This window comes from Prevotella sp. AM34-19LB (assembly GCF_003468525.1).
Classification (GTDB): domain Bacteria; phylum Bacteroidota; class Bacteroidia; order Bacteroidales; family Bacteroidaceae; genus Prevotella.
The window spans coordinates 16,252-38,096 of the sequence record NZ_QSIG01000030.1 but is presented as its reverse complement, the minus strand read 5'-3'; the positions used below and the strand labels follow the sequence as shown (position 1 = coordinate 38,096).

Sequence of the window (21,845 nt, the reverse complement as noted above, 5' to 3'; positions counted from 1 at the left end):
ACAAAAAGTCGCCCTGAAAGGCAAAAGCTTTCAATTTCAAAGCTTTGCCCTTTCAGGCGACTTCGCTTTTTGCCAATATTACCCAGGGTGCTACCCTGGGCTAGGAGCTTCTGCCCTTTCAGGGCGTATTGGATGTGACTTATAATACATCCTCTTTTTCTTATTTCTTATTGCTCAGTGAAATCATCAGGGAGATGAAGGCGAAGGAAATGCCTACGATGCAGACTCCCAGCCAGTCGGCTTGGGTCCACACGTATCCGGCACAGAACGTACCGAGCGAACCACCGATGAAATAGGTCGTCATGAAGATGGTATTGGCGCGGTTGGAAGCCTGAGGAATCTCCTGCAGGCAGCCGCTCTGATTGCTGAGCTGCTGACATTGCAGTCCGATATCTACCAGGATGATGGCTGCGATGAGTCCTGCATAGGTGTCGCCGAAGAGGAGGGCTATTGTCCAGGCGACGATCTGCATGGCTGCTCCGAAGAGGCTGAACTTGTGGATTCCGAACCTTGGAACCAGCTTTCCAACGCTGCTGGCTGCCACGGCTCCCATGATTCCGCAGAGTCCGAGCATTCCCACCATGTCGCTGCCTGCATTGAAAGGAGGCTGGGCAAGATGGAAGGCGAGGCACGACCAGATCGCCATCATGCTTCCGAAACCGAAGGCGGCACGGATGGAGTAGATGCGGATGGAAGGGTGGAGGATGAAGATCTCAGCCACGGTAGTCATCAGTCCTCTGTAAGTACCCACATAGTTGCGCTTCATCTCAGGCATCATCAGCATCATGATTCCCATGCAGACCACCATGACGAGGGCGGCGATGAAGAACATCTCCCGCCATCCCAGCCATTCGCCGATGTAACCGCTGATTACTCGTGAGGCAAGAATACCCGTGAGCAGTCCGGAGAGCACAAAGCCCATGTTCCTGCTCTTGTTTTCGGGTGCAGAGAACTGTCCGGCTATCGGGATGAAGAACTGGGGAATCACGGAACAGGCACCTATGAGCAGGGAAGCTCCCCAGAGCATCCATACGTTTTGTGCCACAGCCATCACGATTGCCATCAAGGCTGCGATGGTCATGTTCACGAGGATGAGTTTCTTGCGCGAAAACATGTCGCCCATAGGGATGAGAAAGAACAGTCCCAGCGCATAACCTATCTGGGTAATCACGGTGATGAGGTTGGCGCTCTGCTCGGTAATGTTCAGATCGTGGCGGATCAGTTTGAGAAGCGGCTGGTTGTAGTAGCAGTTGGCTACTGTGAGTCCTGCGATGATAGACATCATCAGGAGAATGCTGCGGGGAATGCCTGATTTTCTTTTAGCTGTATCATTTTTCTGTTTATCAAAGAATCTTTTTCGAGTGCAAAGTTACAGAAAAGTTTGCTGCCAGCCAAGTTTTGAGGCTTGATTTCTTAGAAAAAGTTTCTGCTTTCTTCCTCGCGCGTACCTTATTATATGTATATAGTTCGTCTTTGCCGGGGTGTTGGCGCGCACCTTTGTTACGCTAAAAAACACCGAAAAGTGTTAAAATCGGGCTGTTTTCGGACACACTAAAAACTTTAACTTTCGTTAGCACTTTGTAAATTGTTGAATATCAGTGGGTTGTGATTTTGTTACAAAATACCCCTAAAAAAAAACACAAAAAAAAGTTCGCCGTATCAAAAAAATGCTTACCTTTGCATCAGTTTTAATAAACGAATGATTGTTTTACAGATTTAAAAAGCAAAGAAAATGAAGAAATTAGTTTTTATGTTCGTAGCTATCGCAGCTATCTCTTTCGCATCATGTGGTAACAAAACAGCTCAGACAGCAGCTACTGCTGATTCTGACACAGCTGTAGTTGATTCAGCTGCTGATTCAGTTGCTGTTGATACAGCTGCTGCTGCTACAGATTCAGTTAAGTAATTTAGAATTACTTGCGAACGAAAAATGAGAGAAACAACCGCTGGACTTCGGTCTAGCGGCTTTTTCGTTTTATAGAGACTATGTTTCATTTTTTAGGTTGCTGAACTTTCGCCTGTGGTTTAAGTACGGGCTGAAGGCCCAAAAGCTCCTAGCCCAGGGCGTATGGCGCTTACTTGTGAAAGTTCAGTTAGGTTACCTTTTAGAAATATTAGAAAAAGATAAATATATGATAGATTCAAGTGCCTTCCAAGGCAAAAAGGCTGCCTACTATACGCTGGGCTGCAAACTCAATTTCTCGGAAACCTCCACTTTCGGCAAGATGCTCGAAGATATGGGCGTCATTACGGCACAGAAGGGGGAGAAAGCAGACATTTGTCTCATCAATACTTGCTCGGTGACTGAAGTTGCCGATCATAAGTGCCGTCAGGCTATCCATCGCATGGTGCGACAGAATCCTGGTGCCTTCGTCATCGTCACTGGTTGCTATGCGCAGCTGGAGTCGGAGAATGTGAGCAAGATTGAGGGTGTTGACCTTGTGTTGGGCGCCAACGAGAAGGCTCACTTGATTCAGTATCTCAGCGATGCATGGGCCAAGAAGTTTGCCGTAGAAAACGGACTTCCTGTCACCGGCGAGAACCTGGAGTCTTCAGATTCTGCCCTTCATCAGCACCACAGCGTGAAGACCAAGGAGATCAAGACCTTCCAGCCTTCATGTTCCCGTGGCAATCGTACCCGCTACTTCCTGAAGGTGCAGGATGGTTGCAACTACTACTGCACCTATTGCACCATTCCTTTCGCCCGTGGCAATTCCCGCAACCCAAGCATCGAATCGCTCGTGGCTCAGTGTGAGCAGGCGGCAGCTGAGGGCGGCAAGGAAATCGTGATTACCGGTGTGAACATCGGTGATTTCGGACAAACCACCCACGAGCGGTTCCTCGACCTTGTGAAGGCGATGGACCAGGTGGAAGGCATCAAGCGTTACCGTATCTCCAGTCTGGAGCCGGATCTCTGCGATGATGACCTCATCGCCTACTGTGCCGAGAGCCGTGCCTTCATGCCTCACTTCCATATTCCGCTGCAGAGCGGAAGCGATGAGGTGCTTAAGCTGATGCACCGCCGTTACGACAAGGCGCTCTTCGCCCACAAGGTGAACCTGATCAAGGAGAAGATGCCTGATGCGTTTATCGGCGTAGATGTGATGGTGGGCTGTCGTGGTGAAACTCCGGAGTGTTTTGAGGAGTGCTATGAGTTCCTGAAGAGCCTGCCTGTTACGCAGCTCCACGTGTTCCCATACTCCGAGCGTCCTGGAACAGCAGCCTTGAAGATTCCATACGTGGTAGATGAGAAGGAGAAGAAGCTGCGCTCCAAGCGTCTCCTGGAGTTGAGCGACCTGAAGACTCAGGAGTTCTATGCCCAGTACATCGGTACCGAGGCAGAGGTGCTCTTTGAGAAGGCGCCAAGAGGCAAGGCAATGCATGGTTTCACTAAGAACTATGTTCGTGTGGAACTTTCGCCAGCTCTCGCCAAGAAGGAATACGACAATCAGCTCATCAAGGTTCGTCTGGGTGGTTTCAATCACGACAAGACGGCATTGAAGGCAGAATTGATTTGATAGCTCAAAGTAAAGGCTGATCATAAAGTTCAAAGTTCAAACCTCAAAGTTCAATGTACTACAATGATTTTGGCTCCTGGATCCGGAAGCAGTTTCCTGACTTCCGGGTTCAGAAGATTTCGATAGATGCAGGATTCTCCTGTCCTAACCGGGATGGAAGAATCTCGAGCGGAGGATGCACTTACTGCGACAACCGTACGTTCAATCCCAGCTATTGCGACCGCAGGAAGTCGATAACGGAGCAGTTGGAGGAGGGCAAGGCCTTCTTCAGCAGGAAGTATCCGGATATGAAGTATCTGGCTTATTTCCAGGCTTATACCAATACCTACGCCAAAGTGGAACTTCTCCGTCAGATGTACGAGGAGGCGCTGCAGGTAGAGGATGTGGTAGGAATCGTGATAGGAACCCGTCCTGATTGCGTGAGCGATGAATTGCTGGATTATCTCGAGGCGTTGAACCGGCGCACCTTCGTGCTGGTGGAGTATGGCATTGAGAGTGCCAACGATGAGACCCTGAAGCGCATCAACCGTGGTCATGATTTCGCCTGCTGCCGGGATGCGGTGGAGCGAACCCACGCCAGGGGAATCCTCACGGGTGCCCACATCATCATCGGCTTGCCGGGTGAGGATGCGGCAGAGAGCCTCCGTCAGGCGCCCATCATCTCTTCTCTTCCCATCGACATCCTGAAGATTCACCAGATGCAGATCATCAAGGGAACCCGCCTGGCACAGGAGTATGCAGAGCATCCCTTCCACGTCTATACGGTAGAGGAATACATCGATGTCATCGTAAAATACATCCGGCTCTTGAGAAAGGACCTGGTGCTGGAACGGTTCGTCAGCCAGTCGCCTAAGGAACTGCTTGTCGCACCGAAATGGGGACTCAAGAACTATGAGTTCACCAATCTCCTGAATAATAAGTTAAAGAGTTTACAGTAAAATATGGCTAAAGTTGCAATCGTAATATTAAACTGGAATGGGCAGAAGATGCTTGCCAAGTATCTGCCTAATGTCGTGGAATATTCACGGCAGGATGCTGAGATATGGGTGGCTGACAACAATTCGTCAGACCAGTCAATGCTTCTTCTGGAGACTCAGTTTCCCCATGTCAAGACCATCGTGCTGGAACAGAACTTCGGCTTTGCCGAGGGCTACAACCGTGCGCTGGAGCAGATAGAGGCAGAGTATTATGTTCTCCTGAACAGCGATGTGGAGGTGGCTCATCACTGGCTCACTCCGCTCATCGAGTTCATGGATTCCCATCCCCAGGTGGCAGCCTGCCAGCCTAAGCTCCTGGCGGAATACGACAAGGATATGTTTGAGTATGCGGGAGCCTGCGGCGGGTTTCTCGACAAGTTCGGCTATCCGTTCTGCCGCGGCCGCATCTTCGAGACCGTGGAGCGCGACAACGGACAGTATGATTACCAGCAGGAAGTGCTCTGGGCTACGGGTGCCTGCATGATGATCCGTGCCAGGGATTACTGGGAGGCAGGCGGACTGGATGGCCGCTTCTTTGCCCATAACGAGGAAATAGACCTTTGCTGGCGATTGCGCCTGATGGGCAGGAAGATCTACTGCATTCCGGAGAGTGAAGTCTATCACGTGGGTGGTGGAACCTTACCGAAGAGCAATCCGACGAAGACTTTCCTGAATTTCAGAAACAATCTAACGATGCTCTATAAGAATCTGAGCGATAAAGAATTATCTCATGTTATGAGAGTGAGATGGTTCCTGGATTATTTGGCTGCTTTCGAGATGCTGATCCTGAAACGCAACCTGGGCGATTTCAAGGCAATCTTCAAGGCACGCAGGGCTTTCCAGGTATGGAAGCACGATTTCGATGAAGACCGCAAGAAGATTCAGGAGAATAGAGTGGAGGAAAAGATACCGCAGGTTTTCGATTGCTCCATCCTCTGGCAGTATTACGCCAGGGGCAAGAAACTCTTTTCGGACTGCACGATTCGATAGTAGGGAGCTAACTCCTTGACTCCTCAATAAACGACAGAATATTGCACAGATAGCCAATAGTGAGTAAAAGTGTTAGCATTTTGCTCGCTATTGGCTGTTTTTTATTATTTTTTTGAGATTTTGCTTGGTAATTTAAATATTTTTTAGTATTTTTGCAGTCGTAACCAGAAGACTTTAAAATTACGTGAAAAGAATATTTGATTATATTGTCATATTAGCATTTATCATGCTCTGTTCGGCCTGCGAGTTCAAGTTCAAGCCGAACGAGGAGGCTGACGCTGTCCCATTAACGGTGCAGCGCTACGACCGCCTGCAAAGCAGATACCTTACCACCGGTGATTTCTCTGCCCTTCAGCAGATGAATACCGACTATCCGATAGAAACCCGAACACTGATAGAGAAGATGCTGCAGCTTGGCACCATTACCGACGCCAACATCAGCAACCGTTTCCTGATGTTCTATCAGGATTCCACCCTCCAGTCGCTTATCGCAGATGCTGAGGCCATGTATGCGAATATGGACGACATCAACGAGCAGCTGAAGAAGTCGTTCGGCCGTCTGCACGACTGGCTGCCTGAGCTTCAGCAGCCATACTTCTATGCCCAGATCGGTGCGCTCGACCAGAGCATCGTGGTAGGTGAGCATTCGGTAGGTATTTCACTGGATAAGTATCTGGGTCCGGAATATCCGCTCTACAAGAAATTCTATACAGCCCAGCAGCGTGCTACCATGCAGCGCGAGTATATCGTGCCCGACTGCCTCACCTTCTATCTGCTGAGCATCTATCCGATGAAGGATTTCGATACCCGTCCGCAGCTGGACCGCGACCTGCACATGGGCAAGATCATGTGGACCGTGAACAAGGCGCTGGGCAAGGATATCCTGGACACCAAGTATGTGAAGACCATCCAGGCTTATGTGAAGCGCAATCCGAAAATCACAGTCAAGGAACTGCTGGAAGACGAGGACTATTCGCCTATCGAGCGCTGCATAAGGACTAATCAGCAGGATAAGGACTAATCGGATAAGGATTAGTCTGCTGCTGGATGAAGCAGAAAAATCAAAAGCATTCAATACAATACATGAAAAGATTTTCAATTTTTGTTGCAACGATGATGATGGCATCAGTAATGCAGGCAGCTGAGAAGCTCGATTTGAAGTCGATTACTTCAGGTGCATTCTCTGCCTCATACGTTACAGGAATCAACCCTATTGAGGGTACCGATCTCTATGCTTCCATCAGTTCTGATGGCAAGCAGGTAGTAAGTTATTCTTTCAAGACTGGCAAGCAGGTGGCTGTGCTCTTCGACGTAGAGGCTGCCAAGGCTCCGATGAAGTCGGTAGAGGGCTACGTGATGAGTCCGGATAGCAAGAAGATGCTCGTCTTCACCAAGAGCAAGGCGGTGTATCGCCGTTCGTTCAAGGCTGAGTACTTCATCTATGATATTGCCCGCAAGACCATCAAGAAGCTTTCTGAGGGCGAGAACCAGCAGGTGGCTACCTGGTCGCCGGATTCACGCCACATCGCCTTCGTCAAGGACAACAATATCTTCGTAACCGATGGCGAGAAGGAAGTGCAGGTTACCAAGGACGGAAAGTTCAATGAAGTGATCAATGGTATTCCCGACTGGGTGTATGAGGAGGAGTTTGCCTTCAACCGTGCCTTCGCCTGGAATGCTGACGGAACTTCACTTGGCTGGATCCGTTTCGACGAGAGCCACGTGAAGACCTATTCGCTCCAGCTCTTCGAGGGCGCCAAGCTACCCGCAGTGAGTTCCACGATTATCCGGGAGAGTATTCCTACAAGTATCCTAAGGCAGGACAGGACAACTCCAAGGTGAGTCTCTGGAGCTATGATATGAAGACGGGCAAGACCCTCGCACTGGATGTTCCGGTAGATGCAGACGGCTACTATCCTCGAATCAAGACCACTCCAGACGCCAACAGTCTCATCGTCTATACGATGAACCGCCACCAGGACGATATGCGCCTCTACTCCGTGAATCCATTCACCGGCAAGAGCAAGCAGATCATCCAGGAAAGCGTGCCTAAGTTCATCAAGGAAGAGGTGATGGAGAACAGCATCGTGGGCAAGAAGAACATCCTGCTCCCTAGCGACCGCGACGGCTACATGCACCTTTATCTCTATGATATGAACGGCAAGCTGATCCGCCAGGTAGAGAAGGGTAACTACGATGTTACCGCCATCTACGGCATGGATGAGAAGACCGGCGATATCTATTTCCAGGCAGCCATGCTCAATGCACACGACCGCCAGGTTTATGTGGCTCACAAGAACGGCAAGGTGGAGCGACTCACTTCTGAGGAGGGTTCCAACTCGGCTTACTTCTCAGGCGATTACCGCTATTTCGTGAATAACTGGAGCAGCTACAGCCATCCATACGTTTACACCGTACGCAACAACAAGGGTAAGGTGATCAAGACCCTGGAGGACAACAAGAAGCTGTTGGAGAAGACTAAGCAGTATAACTGGGGCAAGCGCGAGACCTTCACCTTCACTACATCAGAGGGCGTGAAGCTCGACGGATGGATGGTGAAGCCGGTAGATTTCGATGCCAGCAAGAAGTATCCGGTCATCCTCTTCCAGTATTCCGGTCCGGGCAGCCAGCAGGTGCTCAATTCCTGGAGCACGGGAAGTATGGGTTCCGGTGGAGCCTTCGATTACTATCTGGCTCAGGAGGGATTCATCGTGGCTTGTGTAGATGGCCGTGGAACCGGTGCCCGTGGTGCTGAGTTCGAGAAATGCACCTATCTGCGCCTCGGCGACCTGGAGTCAAAGGATCAGGTGGAGACAGCTCTCTATATGGGCAGTCTGCCATACGTGGATAAGGACAACATCGGTATCTGGGGATGGAGCTATGGTGGTTTCAATACCCTGATGAGTATGAGCGAAGGTCGCCCTGTGTTCAAGGCTGGTGTGGCTGTTGCGCCTCCTACCTGCTACCGCTTCTATGATACCGTTTATACCGAGCGTTACATGCGTACTCCTAAGGAGAACGAGGATGGCTACAAGGTAAACCCAATCGAGCGTGCCGACAAGCAGCATGGCGCCTTGCTTATCTGCCATGGTCTGGCAGATGACAATGTTCATCCACAGAACACCTCGAGTATTCTGAGGCATTGGTTCAGGCAGACAAGGATTTCAAGGAGCTTTGGTACACCAACCGCAACCACGGCATTTCGGGAGGTAACACCCGCAATCATCTCCTGCGCCAGATTACCAACTGGTTTAAGGATAAAATGAAATAAAGATATCAGTATATATTATAAAAAAAAGCCCCCGGAGGTTTCACAACTTCCGGGGGCTTTTGTCCTTGGAAATTTCACAACTTCCAGGGACTAATAATAAGTGAAAATATCAGGGGTCATTTGACCCACTGATCCCAAAAAACACTTAATTTTAATTTTTAATACTTGCTAAATATTATTGAATTTTAAAACAATTTTCCTTCATGCTTCAGCTTTTTTTCTTAGCTTCAGCGTTCAGCTTCTTGCTTCCGCCTTCTTCTGCTTCACTTCGGCTTTTCTCTGCTTCAGCTGGCTCTTCACTTCTGCCTTCTTCTGCTTCAGCTGAGCCTTTGCCTCCTTCTTTTCAGCCTTTCTTTCAGCCTTGGTCTTTGGCTCCTCCATGTCGCTTGGCTCCACTGCCTTGAACATAAACTTGCTCTCGTCGATGTTCTTCATCTGCCATGGAGTAGGGAGGTCCTTCGGCTTCTCGCCGTTCTTCTGTCGCTTTGGCTTCGCCTGCTTGGTGTAACGGTCGTGCAGCTTGGTCCATTTCTTCTCCGCCTTCTTGAAGTTGCGGTCGAAGATTACGATGCAGGTTCTCTTTGGCTCACCAATCTTCTCCAGGTATTCCTTCAGCTGCAGGGAGTAGTTCTCTCTGTTGTCCAGGAAGAGCTTCTTGTGAGTCAGATATACGGAATCAACTCTCTGCACGCTGGTCATATACACCGTAGAGTCGCTGAACGACGATGCGAAACCGAACATATATGCAGTTGTCGGATCATTCTTGGCATGAGCCGTGAATGAAGAGATGGCTGCGATAGCCAATGCTAATGCGATTTTTAAAACTTTCATTTATTCTTTTCTATACTTATGTTTTGCGCTTACTGTCCCAAATAGGATTTCAGCAGTTTATTCTTCGTGTTGAATCTGAGTCGGCGCAGGGCTTTCTCCTTGATCTGCCTTACTCGCTCCCTCGTCAGGTTGTACTTTTCACCAATCTCATCCAGCGTCATTTCCGGCGAACCGTCTATTCCGAAAAATGCTCTCACCACCTTCTGCTCCTTGTCGGAGAGCAGCTTCAGGATGCGGCTTACCTCCGCTTTGAGCGATTCGATGGCGAGTTCCCTGTCGGTATTGGATGAGTCGCCGCCAGCCAGGAAGTCGATCATGCTGCTGTCTTCGCCGTCTGCGATAGGTGCATCCATGCTCACGTGGCGTGAGTTCGCCTTCATGGCGTCTGCAATCTTGTCTTCGGGCAAATCCACACGCTCGGCAATCTCATCCACGCTCGGTTTGCGCTCGTGTTCCTGCTCGAACCTGTTGAGTTCCCTTGCTATCTTGTTGACGCTACCCACCTGATTGAGGGGGAGACGTACCAATCGGCTCTGCTCAGCAATAGCCTGCAGTATGCTCTGTCTGATCCACCAAACGGCATACGAGATGAACTTGAAGCCGCGTGTTTCATCAAATTTTTCAGCAGCTTTGATAAGACCAACGTTTCCTTCGTTGATAAGGTCGGGTAAGCTGAGTCCCTGATTCTGATATTGCTTGGCAACAGATACCACGAATCTCAGGTTGGCTTTGGTCAGTCTCTCCAGGGCTCTCTTATCTCCTTTTCTTATGCGCTGTGCGAGTTCCACTTCCTCGTCGGTTGTCAGGAGCTCTTCGTGTCCAATTTCTTGGAGATATTTGTCCAACGATGCGCTTTCGCGATTCGTTATAGACTTTGAAATTTTCAGTTGTCTCATGGTAGCAATTAATTTTGTAGATGCAAAAGTACACTTTTTGTTTGAAAAAACAAAAAAAATAGCAGATATTTTTCAAAATACCTGCTATTTTGTCATTTTTTATCTTTTCAGAGAACTTATCTTTCTTTTCAAAGGCATTTCAGTCCCCTTCTTCCTTGAGTCTGCTTTCTCCGCGAGGGATTAGTCTTTCTGCAGTGGAACTGCAAAGTAAGCCTTCTTGCCTGTAGGCCATACACCCTGGATGTAGAGCACAGGATCCTTGCTGGTAGAAGCACTCTTCACAGCCTTCTGCAGGTCGTCGAGCGATGTGATGTTGCTGTCGTTGATGCGCTGGATGATGAATCCGCGTGAAATGCCGGCATCCTTCAGGGCTCCGCTGTTCACCTTCATCACCTCTACACCATACTTGATGCTGAGCTGGTTCTTCTGGCTCTCTGTAACAGGACGGAAGGTTCCGCCGAGCACGTCGAGGTCTGCGCTCTTGATCACTGAAGTATTGCCCTGGGCATTCTTCAGGGTGATGGTCTTGGTGGTCTCCTTCTTGTTGCGCAGGTAGGTGATGCTCATCTTGTCGCCAGGGCGCTTGCCGTTGAGCGACTCCTGCAGTTCTGCCATCTTGGTCACCTTCTTGCCATCTACCTTGGTAATCACGTCGCCTTCCTTCAGTCCGGCAGCAGCACCGTTGCCGTCTTCATCTACCTTGGCGATATAGACGCCCTCGTTGGTTCCCAGGTTCACGTCCTTGCCGTTCTCCTTCTGGGCGTTGATGTAGTTGAGCACGTCGCTACCCTGGATGCTCAGCATTACGCGCTGTACGCTTCCGTACTTCTTCAGGTCGTCCACCACCTTGTTCATGATAGAGGTAGGGATGGCGAAACCGTAGCCAGAGTAGGAACCGGTCTGAGAGTAGAGCATGGCATTGATGCCCACCAGCTCACCCTGGGTGTTGACGAGTGCACCGCCTGAGTTACCTGCGTTGATGGCAGCATCGGTCTGGATGAAGCTCTCCACGCCGTTGGCGCCGAGCGAACGTGCCTTGGCAGAGATGATACCTGCGGTAACGGTATTGTTGAGTCCGAATGGATTGCCCACTGCGATGACCCATTCGCCCACCTTCACATTGTCGCTGTTGGCGATAGGCAGGGTAGGCAGGTTCTTGCCATCCACCTTGATGAGGCGAGGTCGGTGCTCTTGTCGGTACCGATGATGCGTGCAGAGTATTCGCGGTTGTCGTTCAGGGTCACGGTCAGCTCATCTGCGCCTTCCACCACGTGGTTGTTGGTTACGATGTATCCGTCTGAGCTGATGATTACGCCCGAACCTGTAGCCTCTCTTTTAGGAGTCTGCACCTGCTGCTTGCGTGTGCCGCCCTGACCTCCTGGATTGCCGAAGAATCCGAATGGGTCGAAGAAGCCGCCGAATGGGTCGCTCTGAACATCTACGGTCTTCACCTTCGAGTTCTGTACGTATTTGATATGTACCACGGCTGGCAGAGCCTTCTCTGCTGCGTAAGTGAGATCAACTGGTTGACCTGGTGCTGTAGCTGTTACAGCTGGTGAAGCGTTCACCTTCATGAAAGCACCTGTTGAGAATGCTAGCGAACCTACGCATAGCACTGCCATTACATAATTAGTTACCTTTTTCATGTTTAATATCCTTTTTATTATTATTTTCTTTTTTTATTGTTACGCCTAGCCTTCTGCCAATTCTATGCCAAACCCCTCGGGTCTGCCAAATCTGTCAGCTTCTTGCCTCAGCTTTTCGGTTGCAAATATAGAGTCATTTTTTGATATACGTATAACTTTGAGCCATTTTTTATTCCGTTTTAACATTTAAAATTAACACTTTAACGGCTCTTAAACAAGAATAGCCCTATTTTTACAATTATTTGCTACTTTTTCCAAAAATGATAGTTTTATATATGAAATTAAAAATCTTTGATATGCAAACGAATGTGAACGAAATAAGAGAGAAAGATGACCGGAATGTCAGTCTTTCGGGATGAGAAAGCCGTAAAACCATCCCCAAAAAGCGAAAAGAGTTTAAAAACTCAGAGAAATTGGCGGTAAAGTCGATTTTTTTTGCTATCTTTGCATTTCGAAAGCAGTGCTCCGGCTTGTCGCTGGCATTCTCTACTGGGGGGTGCGAGAGGAAAGTCCGGGCAGCGTAGGGCATCCCACTTCCGAAAATAGAAGCTATTGGTGACAGTAGGTGTCGGTAGAAGAAAATTACCGCCCGAAACTTATTCCGTAGCGAGGTCAGGCTCCGGCTGGGCATCGTGGTTTAGTGTCGGGTAAGGGTGAGAAGGTGGTGTAAGAGACCACCAGCTGGCGGGTGATCGCCAGGCTGTGCCATCTGGGAGCTGTAAGCTCATGTAAACCGCAGATTGAGGCGGCTCGTCCGATTGCCTTCGGGCTGCTGCGGAGGGTAGAGTGCTTGAGCCCAGGGGTGACTCTGGGACTAGATAAATGACAGGCGCCCGTATCGTTTCTGACGGTATGGGTACAGAACTCGGCTTATAGGAGCACTGCTTTCTTTCTTTTAGTTCTTTCTGCATCATATATATATAATAAGGTATGGAGACATATATACCTGTCAATGTAATGTAGGATGCAGTGTTTCAAATCATTTAAAAATAACCAGCAATTATGAATCTTAGAGAACCGGAAAAGCAGATATTAGACGATTTTGAGCACAAGGTAACCAACAAGATGCAGAAGTATGGCGATGAGCCCGACTTCCCTAAGTTGGAGAACTATGGACTTACCCGCATGGAGCTGGATGACTATCTCTTCGATAAGCAGGCCATCCTCGACATGGGCGGTTCCAAGCGTACGCAGCTCACGGTGGGCGGTTTCATCACCGTCATCCCCGTATTGATCCTTTCCTGCTTCCCAGATAAGTCGCCTATTTATGAGAACGGCAAGGCAATGACCACCATCATCGCCATCATCATCGGTCTGCTGCTCGCCTGCTTCTGCAAGGCATTGCTCCAGATGGTGATTCTCTACCGTGTGAACAAGCATAAGGAAACGAAGATGGAGACCTTTATCAAGGCAGTACTCTTCTACGAAAAAAGATAATAACTTTAAAGCATTGAAGATATGAATTTACCCGACTTTATGGCTTATAAGGACAAGTTCACTCAGAGTGCATTTGTCGAGAAGATTTCGCATGTGGCAAAGCGTGCAGGTGCCAAGATGGTTTATGCTGCTCTCATTCTCTATTATACGCTGGAGAGTGACAAGGTGGCGCTCAAGGACAAGGCGATGATTATCGGCGCCCTGGGCTATCTCATCAGTCCGCTTGATGTGATTCCAGATGCTATTCCGATAGCGGGACTGAGCGACGACCTGGCAGTGCTCATCTTCGTGCTTCATAAGGTATGGGGAGATGTTTCTGAGGATGCGAAGCTGAAGGCTCACGACAAACTCGCACAGTGGTTTGACGAAGATGAGCTTCCTCAGGCAGAAGATCTCTTCAAGGAGAATCCGGAAGATACTCCGGTCTGATTCGTTTAGAATACATTCATTTTTCGGCACCCGTTTCTGAATTTCGATTCAGGACAATAGCAAAAGCGGCGGACTCTCACGAGCCCGCCGCTTCTATTAATAACTAATAAATGATTAAATTCTTTTTTATCTTTTATCCGTTTTATCTTTTTATACGATACCCTGAGCCATCATAGCCTTAGCTACCTTCAGGAATCCGGCTACGTTAGCACCCTTTACGTAGTTACGTAACCGTCGTTCTCAGTACCATACTTCACGCAGTTAGCGTGGATATCGTTCATGATGTCGTGGAGCTTGGCGTCAACCTCCTCGCGTGACCACTTCAGGCGTTCAGAGTTCTGGCTCATTTCAAGACCGGAAACAGCCACACCACCAGCGTTGGCAGCCTTACCTGGAGCGTAGAGAATCTTGGCATCCTGGAACACCTTGATAGCCTCTGGAGTAGTAGGCATGTTAGCACCCTCGCTCACTGCAAATACACCATTTGCGATGAGAGCCTTGGCTGCCTCCTCGTTGATCTCGTTCTGAGTAGCAGATGGGAGTGCGATGTCAGCCTTCTCAAACCAAGGCTTAGCACCCTCTACATACTTCACGCCATATTTCTCAGCATACTCCTTGATACGGCCACGCTCTACGTTCTTCAACTCCATGATGTAGTCGAGCTTCTCGCGGTCGATACCATCTGGATCGTAGATGTAACCATCAGAGTCTGAACATGTAACAGGCTTAGCACCCAACTGGAGCAACTTCTCCATAGTGTACTGGGCAACGTTACCTGAACCAGAAACCAATACAGTCTTGCCCTTGATGTCGATGCCCTTGGTAGCGAGCATGTTGCAGAGGAAGTAAACGTTACCGTAACCAGTAGCCTCAGGACGGATGAGAGAACCACCGAACTCCTGACCCTTACCGGTCAAGACACCCTGGAACTGGTGAGTCAACTTCTTATACATACCGAAGAGGTAACCTACCTCACGGCCGCCTACACCGATGTCACCGGCAGGAACATCCTCGTCTGGACCCATGTGACGGTAAAGCTCAGTCATGAAAGCCTGGCAGAAACGCATCACCTCGTTGTTGCTCTTGCCACGTGGAGAGAAGTCAGAACCACCCTTGGCACCACCCATAGGGAGAGTAGTAAGAGAGTTCTTGAAAGTCTGCTCGAAAGCAAGGAACTTCAGGATACCCAAGTTTACAGACTTGTGGTAGCGAAGACCTCCCTTGTAAGGGCCGATTACGTTGTTGTGCTGAACGCGGTAACCCATGTTAGTCTGAACGTTACCCTTGTCATCTACCCAAGATACACGGAACTGGATGATGCGGTCTGGGATGCAGAGGCGCTCGATGAGATTTGCCTTCTCGAACTCAGGGTGCTTGTTGTACTCTTCCTCGATAGTACCGAGAACCTGACTAACAGCCTGGATGTACTCCGGCTCGTTTGGGAATCTTCTTTGGAGATTCGCGATTACTTCAGATGCTTTCATAATCTTTATCTTTTATTGTGTTTGAAATTTCTTTTTTATTGTTTGCGATTGCAAAGATATAGCTTTTTCTTGAAATAACCAACAAAAAGAAAGAAAAAATGCGCAAAAAGCAGAAAAAAGACAATCTTTTAACTTTTCGTAAAGGTTCATGTAGCCTAATTGTGTGCGTACACCTTATTATATATATGATTTTCTCTATCTTTTTGTTTGGGTTTTGATATTTTTTCGTATCTTTGCATCGTGTAAGGAACTTCACGCAGGAGTCTTCTTCACAAGACTTTATAAAATATGAAAGATTATGCCAAGAGCTACAGGACCGATAGGTTATATAGAGCACCGATCTCCGATGAAAGATGAGACTGGCAAGTATTTGATTCATCCTCAGTTTGTATATAGGGATGTGTATGATTTCAAGAATATGCGTGATGGTATGCGCCAGCACCATCAGATGGTTACCTCACAGTTTCTGGCAGCCATCCAGTCTATCAAGGATGAGACGATGATGGCACTTTCCAGTGGTATGGAGGTGAAGATAGGAGATATGTTCATCATCAAACCCAAGTTGAAATTGAGAGACCATAAGGATGATGATGGCAGTATATATCATAAGGTGTATCATGAGGGTGAGCTGATTCCTGCCAATGAAGTGGTGATTGAGGGTTTTGAGGTGAAAACCACCCGTGAGTTTGATAAGGAGTTCTTTGTCAATTATGGTGGAAATTGCAGCCGTATTCCCTGGAAGGTAAGTTTCCCGCCTAAGGAGTCGGCTCAGGAACTACTGGACATCACCAACTTCTGCAAGAAGCATGGCTATATCACGGTAAAGGATTTGATGCGTCTTCATGGTGTTACCAAGTATCATGCCCAGAAGGTACTGTCTGGTTATTGCGAGGGCGAGTTCCCGAAGATGACACGAGAGCGTGAAGGCAGGGTCTTCATCTACCGTAGACTAGGAGCCTAAAAAAAATAATGTATAAAAAGTCCTTTCACAAAACTCTTCTTGTTGTTGATAAACAGAGAGTTAAGTGTGAAAGGACATTTTCTTATCCTACTTCCTTTACAAGATAGAGATTGCCGTCACGGGTATGTTCCGGTTTGCCGAAAAGATGGGTCAGGATCTTGCTGAAGGGATTCAGGGCGATATTCTGAACACCCTTGGCATGCATCATTCTCAGCTTTTTCAGGATGATGTCGGCGGTCATTTTCTCTCCCTTTTCCCCTCCTTCGGGAGTTCTGAAGTACGAGGCAACGGTTCTTTCCAGGTCTGTCTTGATATAATAGGGCAGATTGTGTTCCTGCATCTCCTTTTCATCCTCCTTGGAGAAGAAGTAAGGCTCGCCATGTTCTACCTCATCTAATAGTTGGGCATAGATCTGGTCGTGCTCGATATCATCTACGTTGATCATCCCGTCGGGTTCCAGAATCAGGAATCTTCGGGAGCCTGAGCGGTCGGTGAGAAGTTCGCGTTGGTTGCTGGTGCCGGTGAATGAGGCGGAGCGGGGCAGACGGTTGAAGTTCTTCTTGTAGGCACCGATGAAACTAGGCTTCATGGTTTGCATCAGGGTCTTCATCAGCGGCATCTTCTTCGGATTCTCCTTGTCCAGCTCATCGTCGTTGATGATGGCAAACTCTACAATCTTTCTCTGTGCATTTCCCTTTTGGTTGAGCGAGAAATCATCCGTGTAGTAATCTCTTAACCCGCTGGGTAAGAGGCTTCTGAGGAAAGTACTCTTATGTAGTCCCTGTGTCGTTGAAACCAGAGTGAGCATCACGCTGTTGGCATGTTTCTCGTCGTATCCCGCCATCTGTGCCACCATGGCACGTAGCCAGATTCTTCCCATCTTCTGGCAATAGTCAGAATGGTTGATGCGGCGCAGAAAGTCGCCGATTCTATCCTTTCCATCCCAGGTACCTCTCACCTGATTGATGTAGGAGCGGATTGGATGATAAGGTTGGGCGTATTTCGACTTGATGAGTCGCTCTACGAAGTGATCGCGCACAAAGATGTCAGCCTCCTGCACTTCGATGGCGATGGTGTTGATGGCATACTTGTCGATGATTTTGAAGTCATGCTCCGTCTTCTTGCGGTATTCGAAAACATCGGTGATGACATTGTATCGGAACTCGTAGTTCTCCAGCAGCCACTTCTGCATATCCGCGATAGGGCGGAGGTAGTTGCGGCTACGTTTCTTGTACTGTGCCTCTTCGTCGGCAACTTTCTGTTCCTTCTCCTTTCTGAAGTCCTCCTTCTGCTTTTGGAGGTTGTCTTTTTCCTGTTGAAGGTTTTCTTTCAGCAGATCATTCTGCTTTTCGAGTGCTGCGACATACTGAGTATCGTCGATCAGTCTCTTCAGTGTTCTTTTGATATTCATATATATAATCTCGGTTAAATTCGTTTATTGAGTAATATCACTGCAAAGATACAACAATAAAGAGGCGTTTGCAATACTATCGGCGATAAATGTTGCAATAAATTTAGAGGGGAGAAGGAACGTTTACTTGAGGGAGAAAGGACCTATGGAAGAAGGATAAATGATGCTCACTTCGTATCGGTTGACCCTAGTCATCCGATTGCAAGAAGGTATGTTTTCTCCTTCTCTTCCACGTTCTTTCTCCCTCCGGCAAACGTTCTTTCTCCCCTTCGTATTGGTTCCGTCGTTTACTGTTTTTAGTTCCATCGTTTACTCTTGGTGCAAGTGATGTGAAACGGCATCGATAAAAATGCCTTCACACTTAAGTGTGTGAATGTCAATATATTGCGGGTGCTGTGAAAGGAAAAATGATTTTGTAATGCAAATAAGAGTTTTCCATAGATATTCGATTACTTATTTAATATCCAAGAGTAGATTCTGGCAGAAATGTTTGGAGATTACGGAAAAAATGATTAGTTTTGCAGTTGAATAGGCTGATAGGTTGTTATCACCGGAAACTTAAAAGACAGAACAATGGCAGAATTGAAATTATATCCAGTAGGAATCCAGACATTCGAGGAAATAATCACTCGGAATCTTCTGTATGTAGATAAGACGGAATATGTCTATCGCATGACTCATAGCGGTGGCAAGCATTTCTTCTTAAGTCGTCCGCGCCGTTTCGGAAAGTCATTGCTTGTTTCAACATTCAAAAGCTATTTTCAAGGCAAAAAGGAACTCTTCAAAGGATTAGCCATCGAAAAGCTGGAAAATGAGTGGACGGAATATCCTGTACTGCATTTCAGTATGGCAGGAGGTAAGCACATGGAGAAAGACCAGCTGGAAAGATATCTGGGAAGGCGACTTGCCGAGCATGAAAAGGTATGGGGTATTACATCTCCTGCAGTTGATGCGAACGACCGTCTTATTTCGCTTATCCAGACTGCTTATGAAAAGACAGGTAAGCAGGTTGTCGTACTGATTGATGAGTATGATGCACCTCTTCTTGACGTTGTTCATAGCGAGGTTAACTTGCCGGTGCTTCGCAATGTGATGCGCAATTTTTATAGTCCGTTGAAGGATTGTGAACCAATGCTCCGTTTTGTCTTCCTGACCGGTATTACGAAGTTCTCGCAATTGAGTATCTTTAGTGAACTGAATAACATTACGAATATAAGTATGGATGATGAATATGCAGGAATCTGTGGTATTACCAGAGAAGAATTGGAAACACAGATGTCTGCGAATGTTGATGTGTTGGCGGAGAAAATGGGAAAGAGCAGAGAGCAAATGCTTGAATCCTTGCGAGAGTTTTATGATGGTTATCATTTTGCTGCCCAGTCACCTGATATATTTAATCCATATAGCTTGCTGAATGCCATGGCAAAAAGTAAGTTGGATTATTATTGGTTCTCTTCAGGCACGCCAACTTATCTGATAGAAATGCTCAAGAAATTCCAGGTTATGCCATCGGAGATTGGTAGTTGTGAAGCCGACCAGTCGGAGTTTGATGCACCAACAGAAGGTATGTCATCTGTTATGCCTTTATTGTATCAGAGTGGTTACATCACCATTAAGGGGTACGATCCGGAGACGGAACTCTATACCCTGGATATTCCTAACAAGGAGATTCGGGTAGGGCTATACCGTAGTCTCTTACCTAATTATATAGGTATGAATACGGTGAAGGGAACTACGACCATTGCCAAGATGTCAGCTCTTATCCGTCGCAACGATATGGATGGAGCCATGCAGATGCTTCAGGCTTATCTGGCCACGGTTCCGTATTGCAACAATGTTGACTCTGAGGGACATTATCAGCAGATGATGTATGTGATATTCTCTATTCTTGATAATTATGTAGATGTAGAAGTTCGCACTCCATCGGGAAGGGTAGATATGGTATTGAGAACTGCTACCCATCTTTATCTTTTTGAGTTGAAGCTCAATAAGGATGCTGATGCAGCGATGAACCAGATCGATCTTAAGAAGTATCCTAAGCGCTTCGCTTTAAGCGGCTTGCCAATTGTAAAGGTTGGGGTTAACTTTGATGTGGCAACGCATAATATTACAGATTGGAAGATAGAAGCTGAGTAAATAGGGTGGTATCCTGGCTCAGGGGAGATTGTCCGTGGATAGACAACCTCCCATGAGCCATATTCAAGGAAATTAAAAAGTACTTACGATGATTTCAAAGGGATATTACAAAGTTCCCTTCTCCATTTGCCTCAGTAACCGGACTCTGTTTATCAATACAAGCATGAATAGAGGTTTATCATTTTTCCTCCGTGTTTTCAATATTTTGCATAGTTAATCTCTCCTTGTTGTCTTTTAGTAAATGAAACAAGGAGGCAACATCAGATAGGTCGCTTTTAAGTTGATCTATTTTTATATTCGCCCAAAGAAATCCGTATATTCTTCATCGAGAATTTTCCACGAACCATTGATTCTGCTTCCTTCTTTCACTATCAGATTTTGCTCCGTCAATCGTTTGAGGTATTTTTGTACCTGGCGTGTTGATACGTTTAGCTTATCTGCTATTTGCGCAGTTGTCACCTTTGGATTAGAAGTGATAAGTTTGTAGATGGCTCTTTTAGCCTTCACGAACTCTTTTCTTTGCTTGACTTCTTTGGCTGTTTCTTTCTTTTCGTTGGCGAACTGTTTTTCTGAGTTGGCGAACTCTTTTGTGTCGTTGGCGAACTGTTTTTCTGAGTTGGCGAACTCTTTTGAGTCGTTGGCGAACTGTTTTTTTGAGTTGGCGAACTCTTTTGAATCGTTGGCGAACTGTTTCTCGTCATAATTGAGATTCCATAGAGTCACATGAAATTCTCCAGAATTAGATTTGAATTCTGGTGCTTTGTACCCAGGGAACTTTTCAAAATGTTTGTATTCCTTGACAATCTTCTTCATGCCACTCCCTCTGCGTTCCATCAATTCAAGTCGATTGAAGAAATCTGCAAGGAGAGGGTTACGACGTTTGGAAGGTACGTTCATTGGGTCAAGATGTTGGATAAGACTTCCGTCCATCATGCCTCCCGGTGAATATACTTCCATTCGATTATCATACATGTCTATGTGGATTTCACTGCCAAGTTCTAAGTAATTGCGATGAATGATGGCGTTACTTATTACTTCTGTTACGGCACGCTCCGGATAGTCTGGAAGTTCTTCTCTGTAAGTAGCTTCTTTCCACCACTTCTTGTGTGAGTTATTTTTGATAAATGCTACGGCATCTTGCAATTGCCCAATGACACTTCCTTCAAACTCTGCGTCATCCAAAGCTTCGCCCAATCCACTTGTCATATCAAGCCCATTCCATCTTGTACAGAATATTCTTGATTGACGGATAGGAGAGTCGTCTGCTATTAGTGCGCCAGCGTTGGTAAGTTTTCCTTGTGTGTCGATGATGCCCCATGATGTGAACTCGGAATCCTCAAAAGAGCGTCCCAAGCGTTTGAAATGTACTGATTTCAATTTGGTAAATGACATATCATCAAATCTATATGGAGCGGCAAGACTATCGTAGTTTTTGCCTGTTCCTTTGAGAACAAGATTTCTCAATTGGATGCGGTCTGCTACAACTGATTCGTTTCCAATGCGGATGAAGGCGACACGTTGTTTGTCACCTATATAATAATAAGGGGTCTCGTCACCAGATGCGATATGCAATAAAATCAGTTTTTTACCCTCAACTTCTTGAAATTCCAAATTGATGGTTGGGATAGGATCCAACTTAGTCTTGATGGCTTCGCTGATGAGTTCTGCATCTTGCTCAGCATTCTCAAGTCCGACAACCAGATCGTCATCGCTGATGCCAAAGATAAGTGTGCCGCCTTCGCCGTTAGCAAAGGCAGATACACTTTTGAGCCAGCTCTTAGGTCGCTTGGCCTCTATCTGTTGTTTCTTGTCATAGGCTGTCGCTTCGCCAATCAGTGTATGTATATCTATCTTCATT

General features: G+C 47.3%; 15 protein-coding genes, 1 other RNA gene and 3 pseudogenes. 11 read left to right on the top strand and 8 right to left on the bottom strand.

From position 1 onward, the window contains the following. Nucleotides 1-160 precede the first annotated feature (160 nt). A complete protein-coding gene (locus tag DW830_RS10325) occupies nucleotides 161-1,285 on the bottom strand; it encodes an MFS transporter (RefSeq protein WP_199656114.1) in 1,125 nt (374 codons plus the stop codon). Nucleotides 1,286-1,732: 447 nt separating this feature from the next. Here DW830_RS10325 and DW830_RS16115 point away from each other — a divergent pair, with 447 nt between their 5' ends. The 6 genes and pseudogenes from DW830_RS16115 (at nucleotide 1,733) to DW830_RS10295 (ending at nucleotide 8,756) form a co-directional block, all read left to right on the top strand. After that, nucleotides 1,733-1,906 carry a hypothetical protein gene (locus DW830_RS16115; protein ID WP_176425561.1) on the top strand — a complete coding sequence of 58 codons (174 nt, stop codon included), beginning with the start codon at nucleotides 1,733-1,735 and terminating at the stop codon, nucleotides 1,904-1,906. 226 nt (nucleotides 1,907-2,132) lie between these two features. Then, complete coding sequence (mtaB, locus tag DW830_RS10315; RefSeq protein ID WP_119249829.1) at nucleotides 2,133-3,518, top strand: tRNA (N(6)-L-threonylcarbamoyladenosine(37)-C(2))-methylthiotransferase MtaB; 1,386 nt, start codon at nucleotides 2,133-2,135, stop codon at nucleotides 3,516-3,518. A gap of 53 nt (nucleotides 3,519-3,571) precedes the next feature. After that, nucleotides 3,572-4,456, top strand: coding sequence for a TIGR01212 family radical SAM protein (locus tag DW830_RS10310; protein ID WP_119249828.1), 885 nt, complete (start codon nucleotides 3,572-3,574; stop codon nucleotides 4,454-4,456). Nucleotides 4,457-4,459: 3 nt separating this feature from the next. Then, nucleotides 4,460-5,485 (top strand): glycosyltransferase family 2 protein, encoded by a 1,026-nt coding sequence (locus tag DW830_RS10305; protein WP_119249827.1) that lies wholly within the window; start codon nucleotides 4,460-4,462, stop codon nucleotides 5,483-5,485. Nucleotides 5,486-5,711: 226 nt separating this feature from the next. Continuing rightward, nucleotides 5,712-6,506, top strand: a complete 795-nt coding sequence (locus DW830_RS10300) for a gliding motility protein GldB (RefSeq protein ID WP_119249826.1) — start codon at nucleotides 5,712-5,714, stop codon at nucleotides 6,504-6,506. Nucleotides 6,507-6,568: 62 nt separating this feature from the next. Then, a pseudogene (locus DW830_RS10295) lies at nucleotides 6,569-8,756 on the top strand (S9 family peptidase). Nucleotides 8,757-8,990: 234 nt separating this feature from the next. Here DW830_RS10295 and DW830_RS10290 read toward each other — a convergent pair. The 3 genes and pseudogenes from DW830_RS10290 to DW830_RS10275 form a co-directional block, all read right to left on the bottom strand. Further along, nucleotides 8,991-9,587 (bottom strand): hypothetical protein, encoded by a 597-nt coding sequence (locus DW830_RS10290; RefSeq protein WP_147487250.1) that lies wholly within the window; start codon nucleotides 9,585-9,587, stop codon nucleotides 8,991-8,993. A gap of 29 nt (nucleotides 9,588-9,616) precedes the next feature. Beyond that, nucleotides 9,617-10,483 (bottom strand): RNA polymerase sigma factor RpoD/SigA, encoded by an 867-nt coding sequence (locus DW830_RS10285; protein WP_119249824.1) that lies wholly within the window; start codon nucleotides 10,481-10,483, stop codon nucleotides 9,617-9,619. A gap of 180 nt (nucleotides 10,484-10,663) precedes the next feature. After that, nucleotides 10,664-12,129 (bottom strand): annotated as a pseudogene (locus DW830_RS10275) (trypsin-like peptidase domain-containing protein). A gap of 457 nt (nucleotides 12,130-12,586) precedes the next feature. Here DW830_RS10275 and rnpB point away from each other — a divergent pair. The 3 genes from rnpB (at nucleotide 12,587) to DW830_RS10260 (ending at nucleotide 13,995) form a co-directional block, all read left to right on the top strand. Continuing rightward, nucleotides 12,587-13,018: RNase P RNA component class A (rnpB, locus tag DW830_RS10270), an RNA gene on the top strand. Between the two features lie 113 nt (nucleotides 13,019-13,131). Beyond that, complete coding sequence (locus DW830_RS10265; protein ID WP_089544165.1) at nucleotides 13,132-13,566, top strand: hypothetical protein; 435 nt, start codon at nucleotides 13,132-13,134, stop codon at nucleotides 13,564-13,566. A gap of 21 nt (nucleotides 13,567-13,587) precedes the next feature. After that, nucleotides 13,588-13,995 (top strand): YkvA family protein, encoded by a 408-nt coding sequence (locus DW830_RS10260; protein ID WP_119249822.1) that lies wholly within the window; start codon nucleotides 13,588-13,590, stop codon nucleotides 13,993-13,995. Between the two features lie 150 nt (nucleotides 13,996-14,145). Here the strand turns inward: DW830_RS10260 and DW830_RS10255 are convergent. Beyond that, nucleotides 14,146-15,479 (bottom strand): annotated as a pseudogene (locus DW830_RS10255) (NADP-specific glutamate dehydrogenase). A gap of 298 nt (nucleotides 15,480-15,777) precedes the next feature. Here DW830_RS10255 and DW830_RS10250 point away from each other — a divergent pair. Further along, nucleotides 15,778-16,440 carry a hypothetical protein gene (locus DW830_RS10250; RefSeq protein WP_119249821.1) on the top strand — a complete coding sequence of 221 codons (663 nt, stop codon included), beginning with the start codon at nucleotides 15,778-15,780 and terminating at the stop codon, nucleotides 16,438-16,440. A gap of 82 nt (nucleotides 16,441-16,522) precedes the next feature. Here DW830_RS10250 and DW830_RS10245 read toward each other — a convergent pair whose 3' ends face one another. Both DW830_RS10245 and DW830_RS15675 read right to left on the bottom strand, forming a co-directional pair. After that, entirely contained in the window at nucleotides 16,523-17,851 is a 1,329-nt protein-coding gene (locus DW830_RS10245; RefSeq protein ID WP_119249820.1) for a VapE domain-containing protein, read from the bottom strand. A gap of 123 nt (nucleotides 17,852-17,974) precedes the next feature. Next, a complete protein-coding gene (locus DW830_RS15675) occupies nucleotides 17,975-18,157 on the bottom strand; it encodes a hypothetical protein (RefSeq protein ID WP_147487249.1) in 183 nt (60 codons plus the stop codon). Nucleotides 18,158-18,424: 267 nt separating this feature from the next. Between DW830_RS15675 and DW830_RS10240 the strand changes: the two genes are divergently transcribed. Further along, nucleotides 18,425-19,987 (top strand): ATP-binding protein, encoded by a 1,563-nt coding sequence (locus DW830_RS10240; RefSeq protein ID WP_119249819.1) that lies wholly within the window; start codon nucleotides 18,425-18,427, stop codon nucleotides 19,985-19,987. A 291-nt stretch (nucleotides 19,988-20,278) separates the two neighbouring features. Here DW830_RS10240 and DW830_RS10235 read toward each other — a convergent pair whose 3' ends face one another. Further along, nucleotides 20,279-21,844 carry an ATP-binding protein gene (locus tag DW830_RS10235; RefSeq protein WP_199656113.1) on the bottom strand — a complete coding sequence of 522 codons (1,566 nt, stop codon included), beginning with the start codon at nucleotides 21,842-21,844 and terminating at the stop codon, nucleotides 20,279-20,281. Nucleotide 21,845 lies beyond the last annotated feature (1 nt).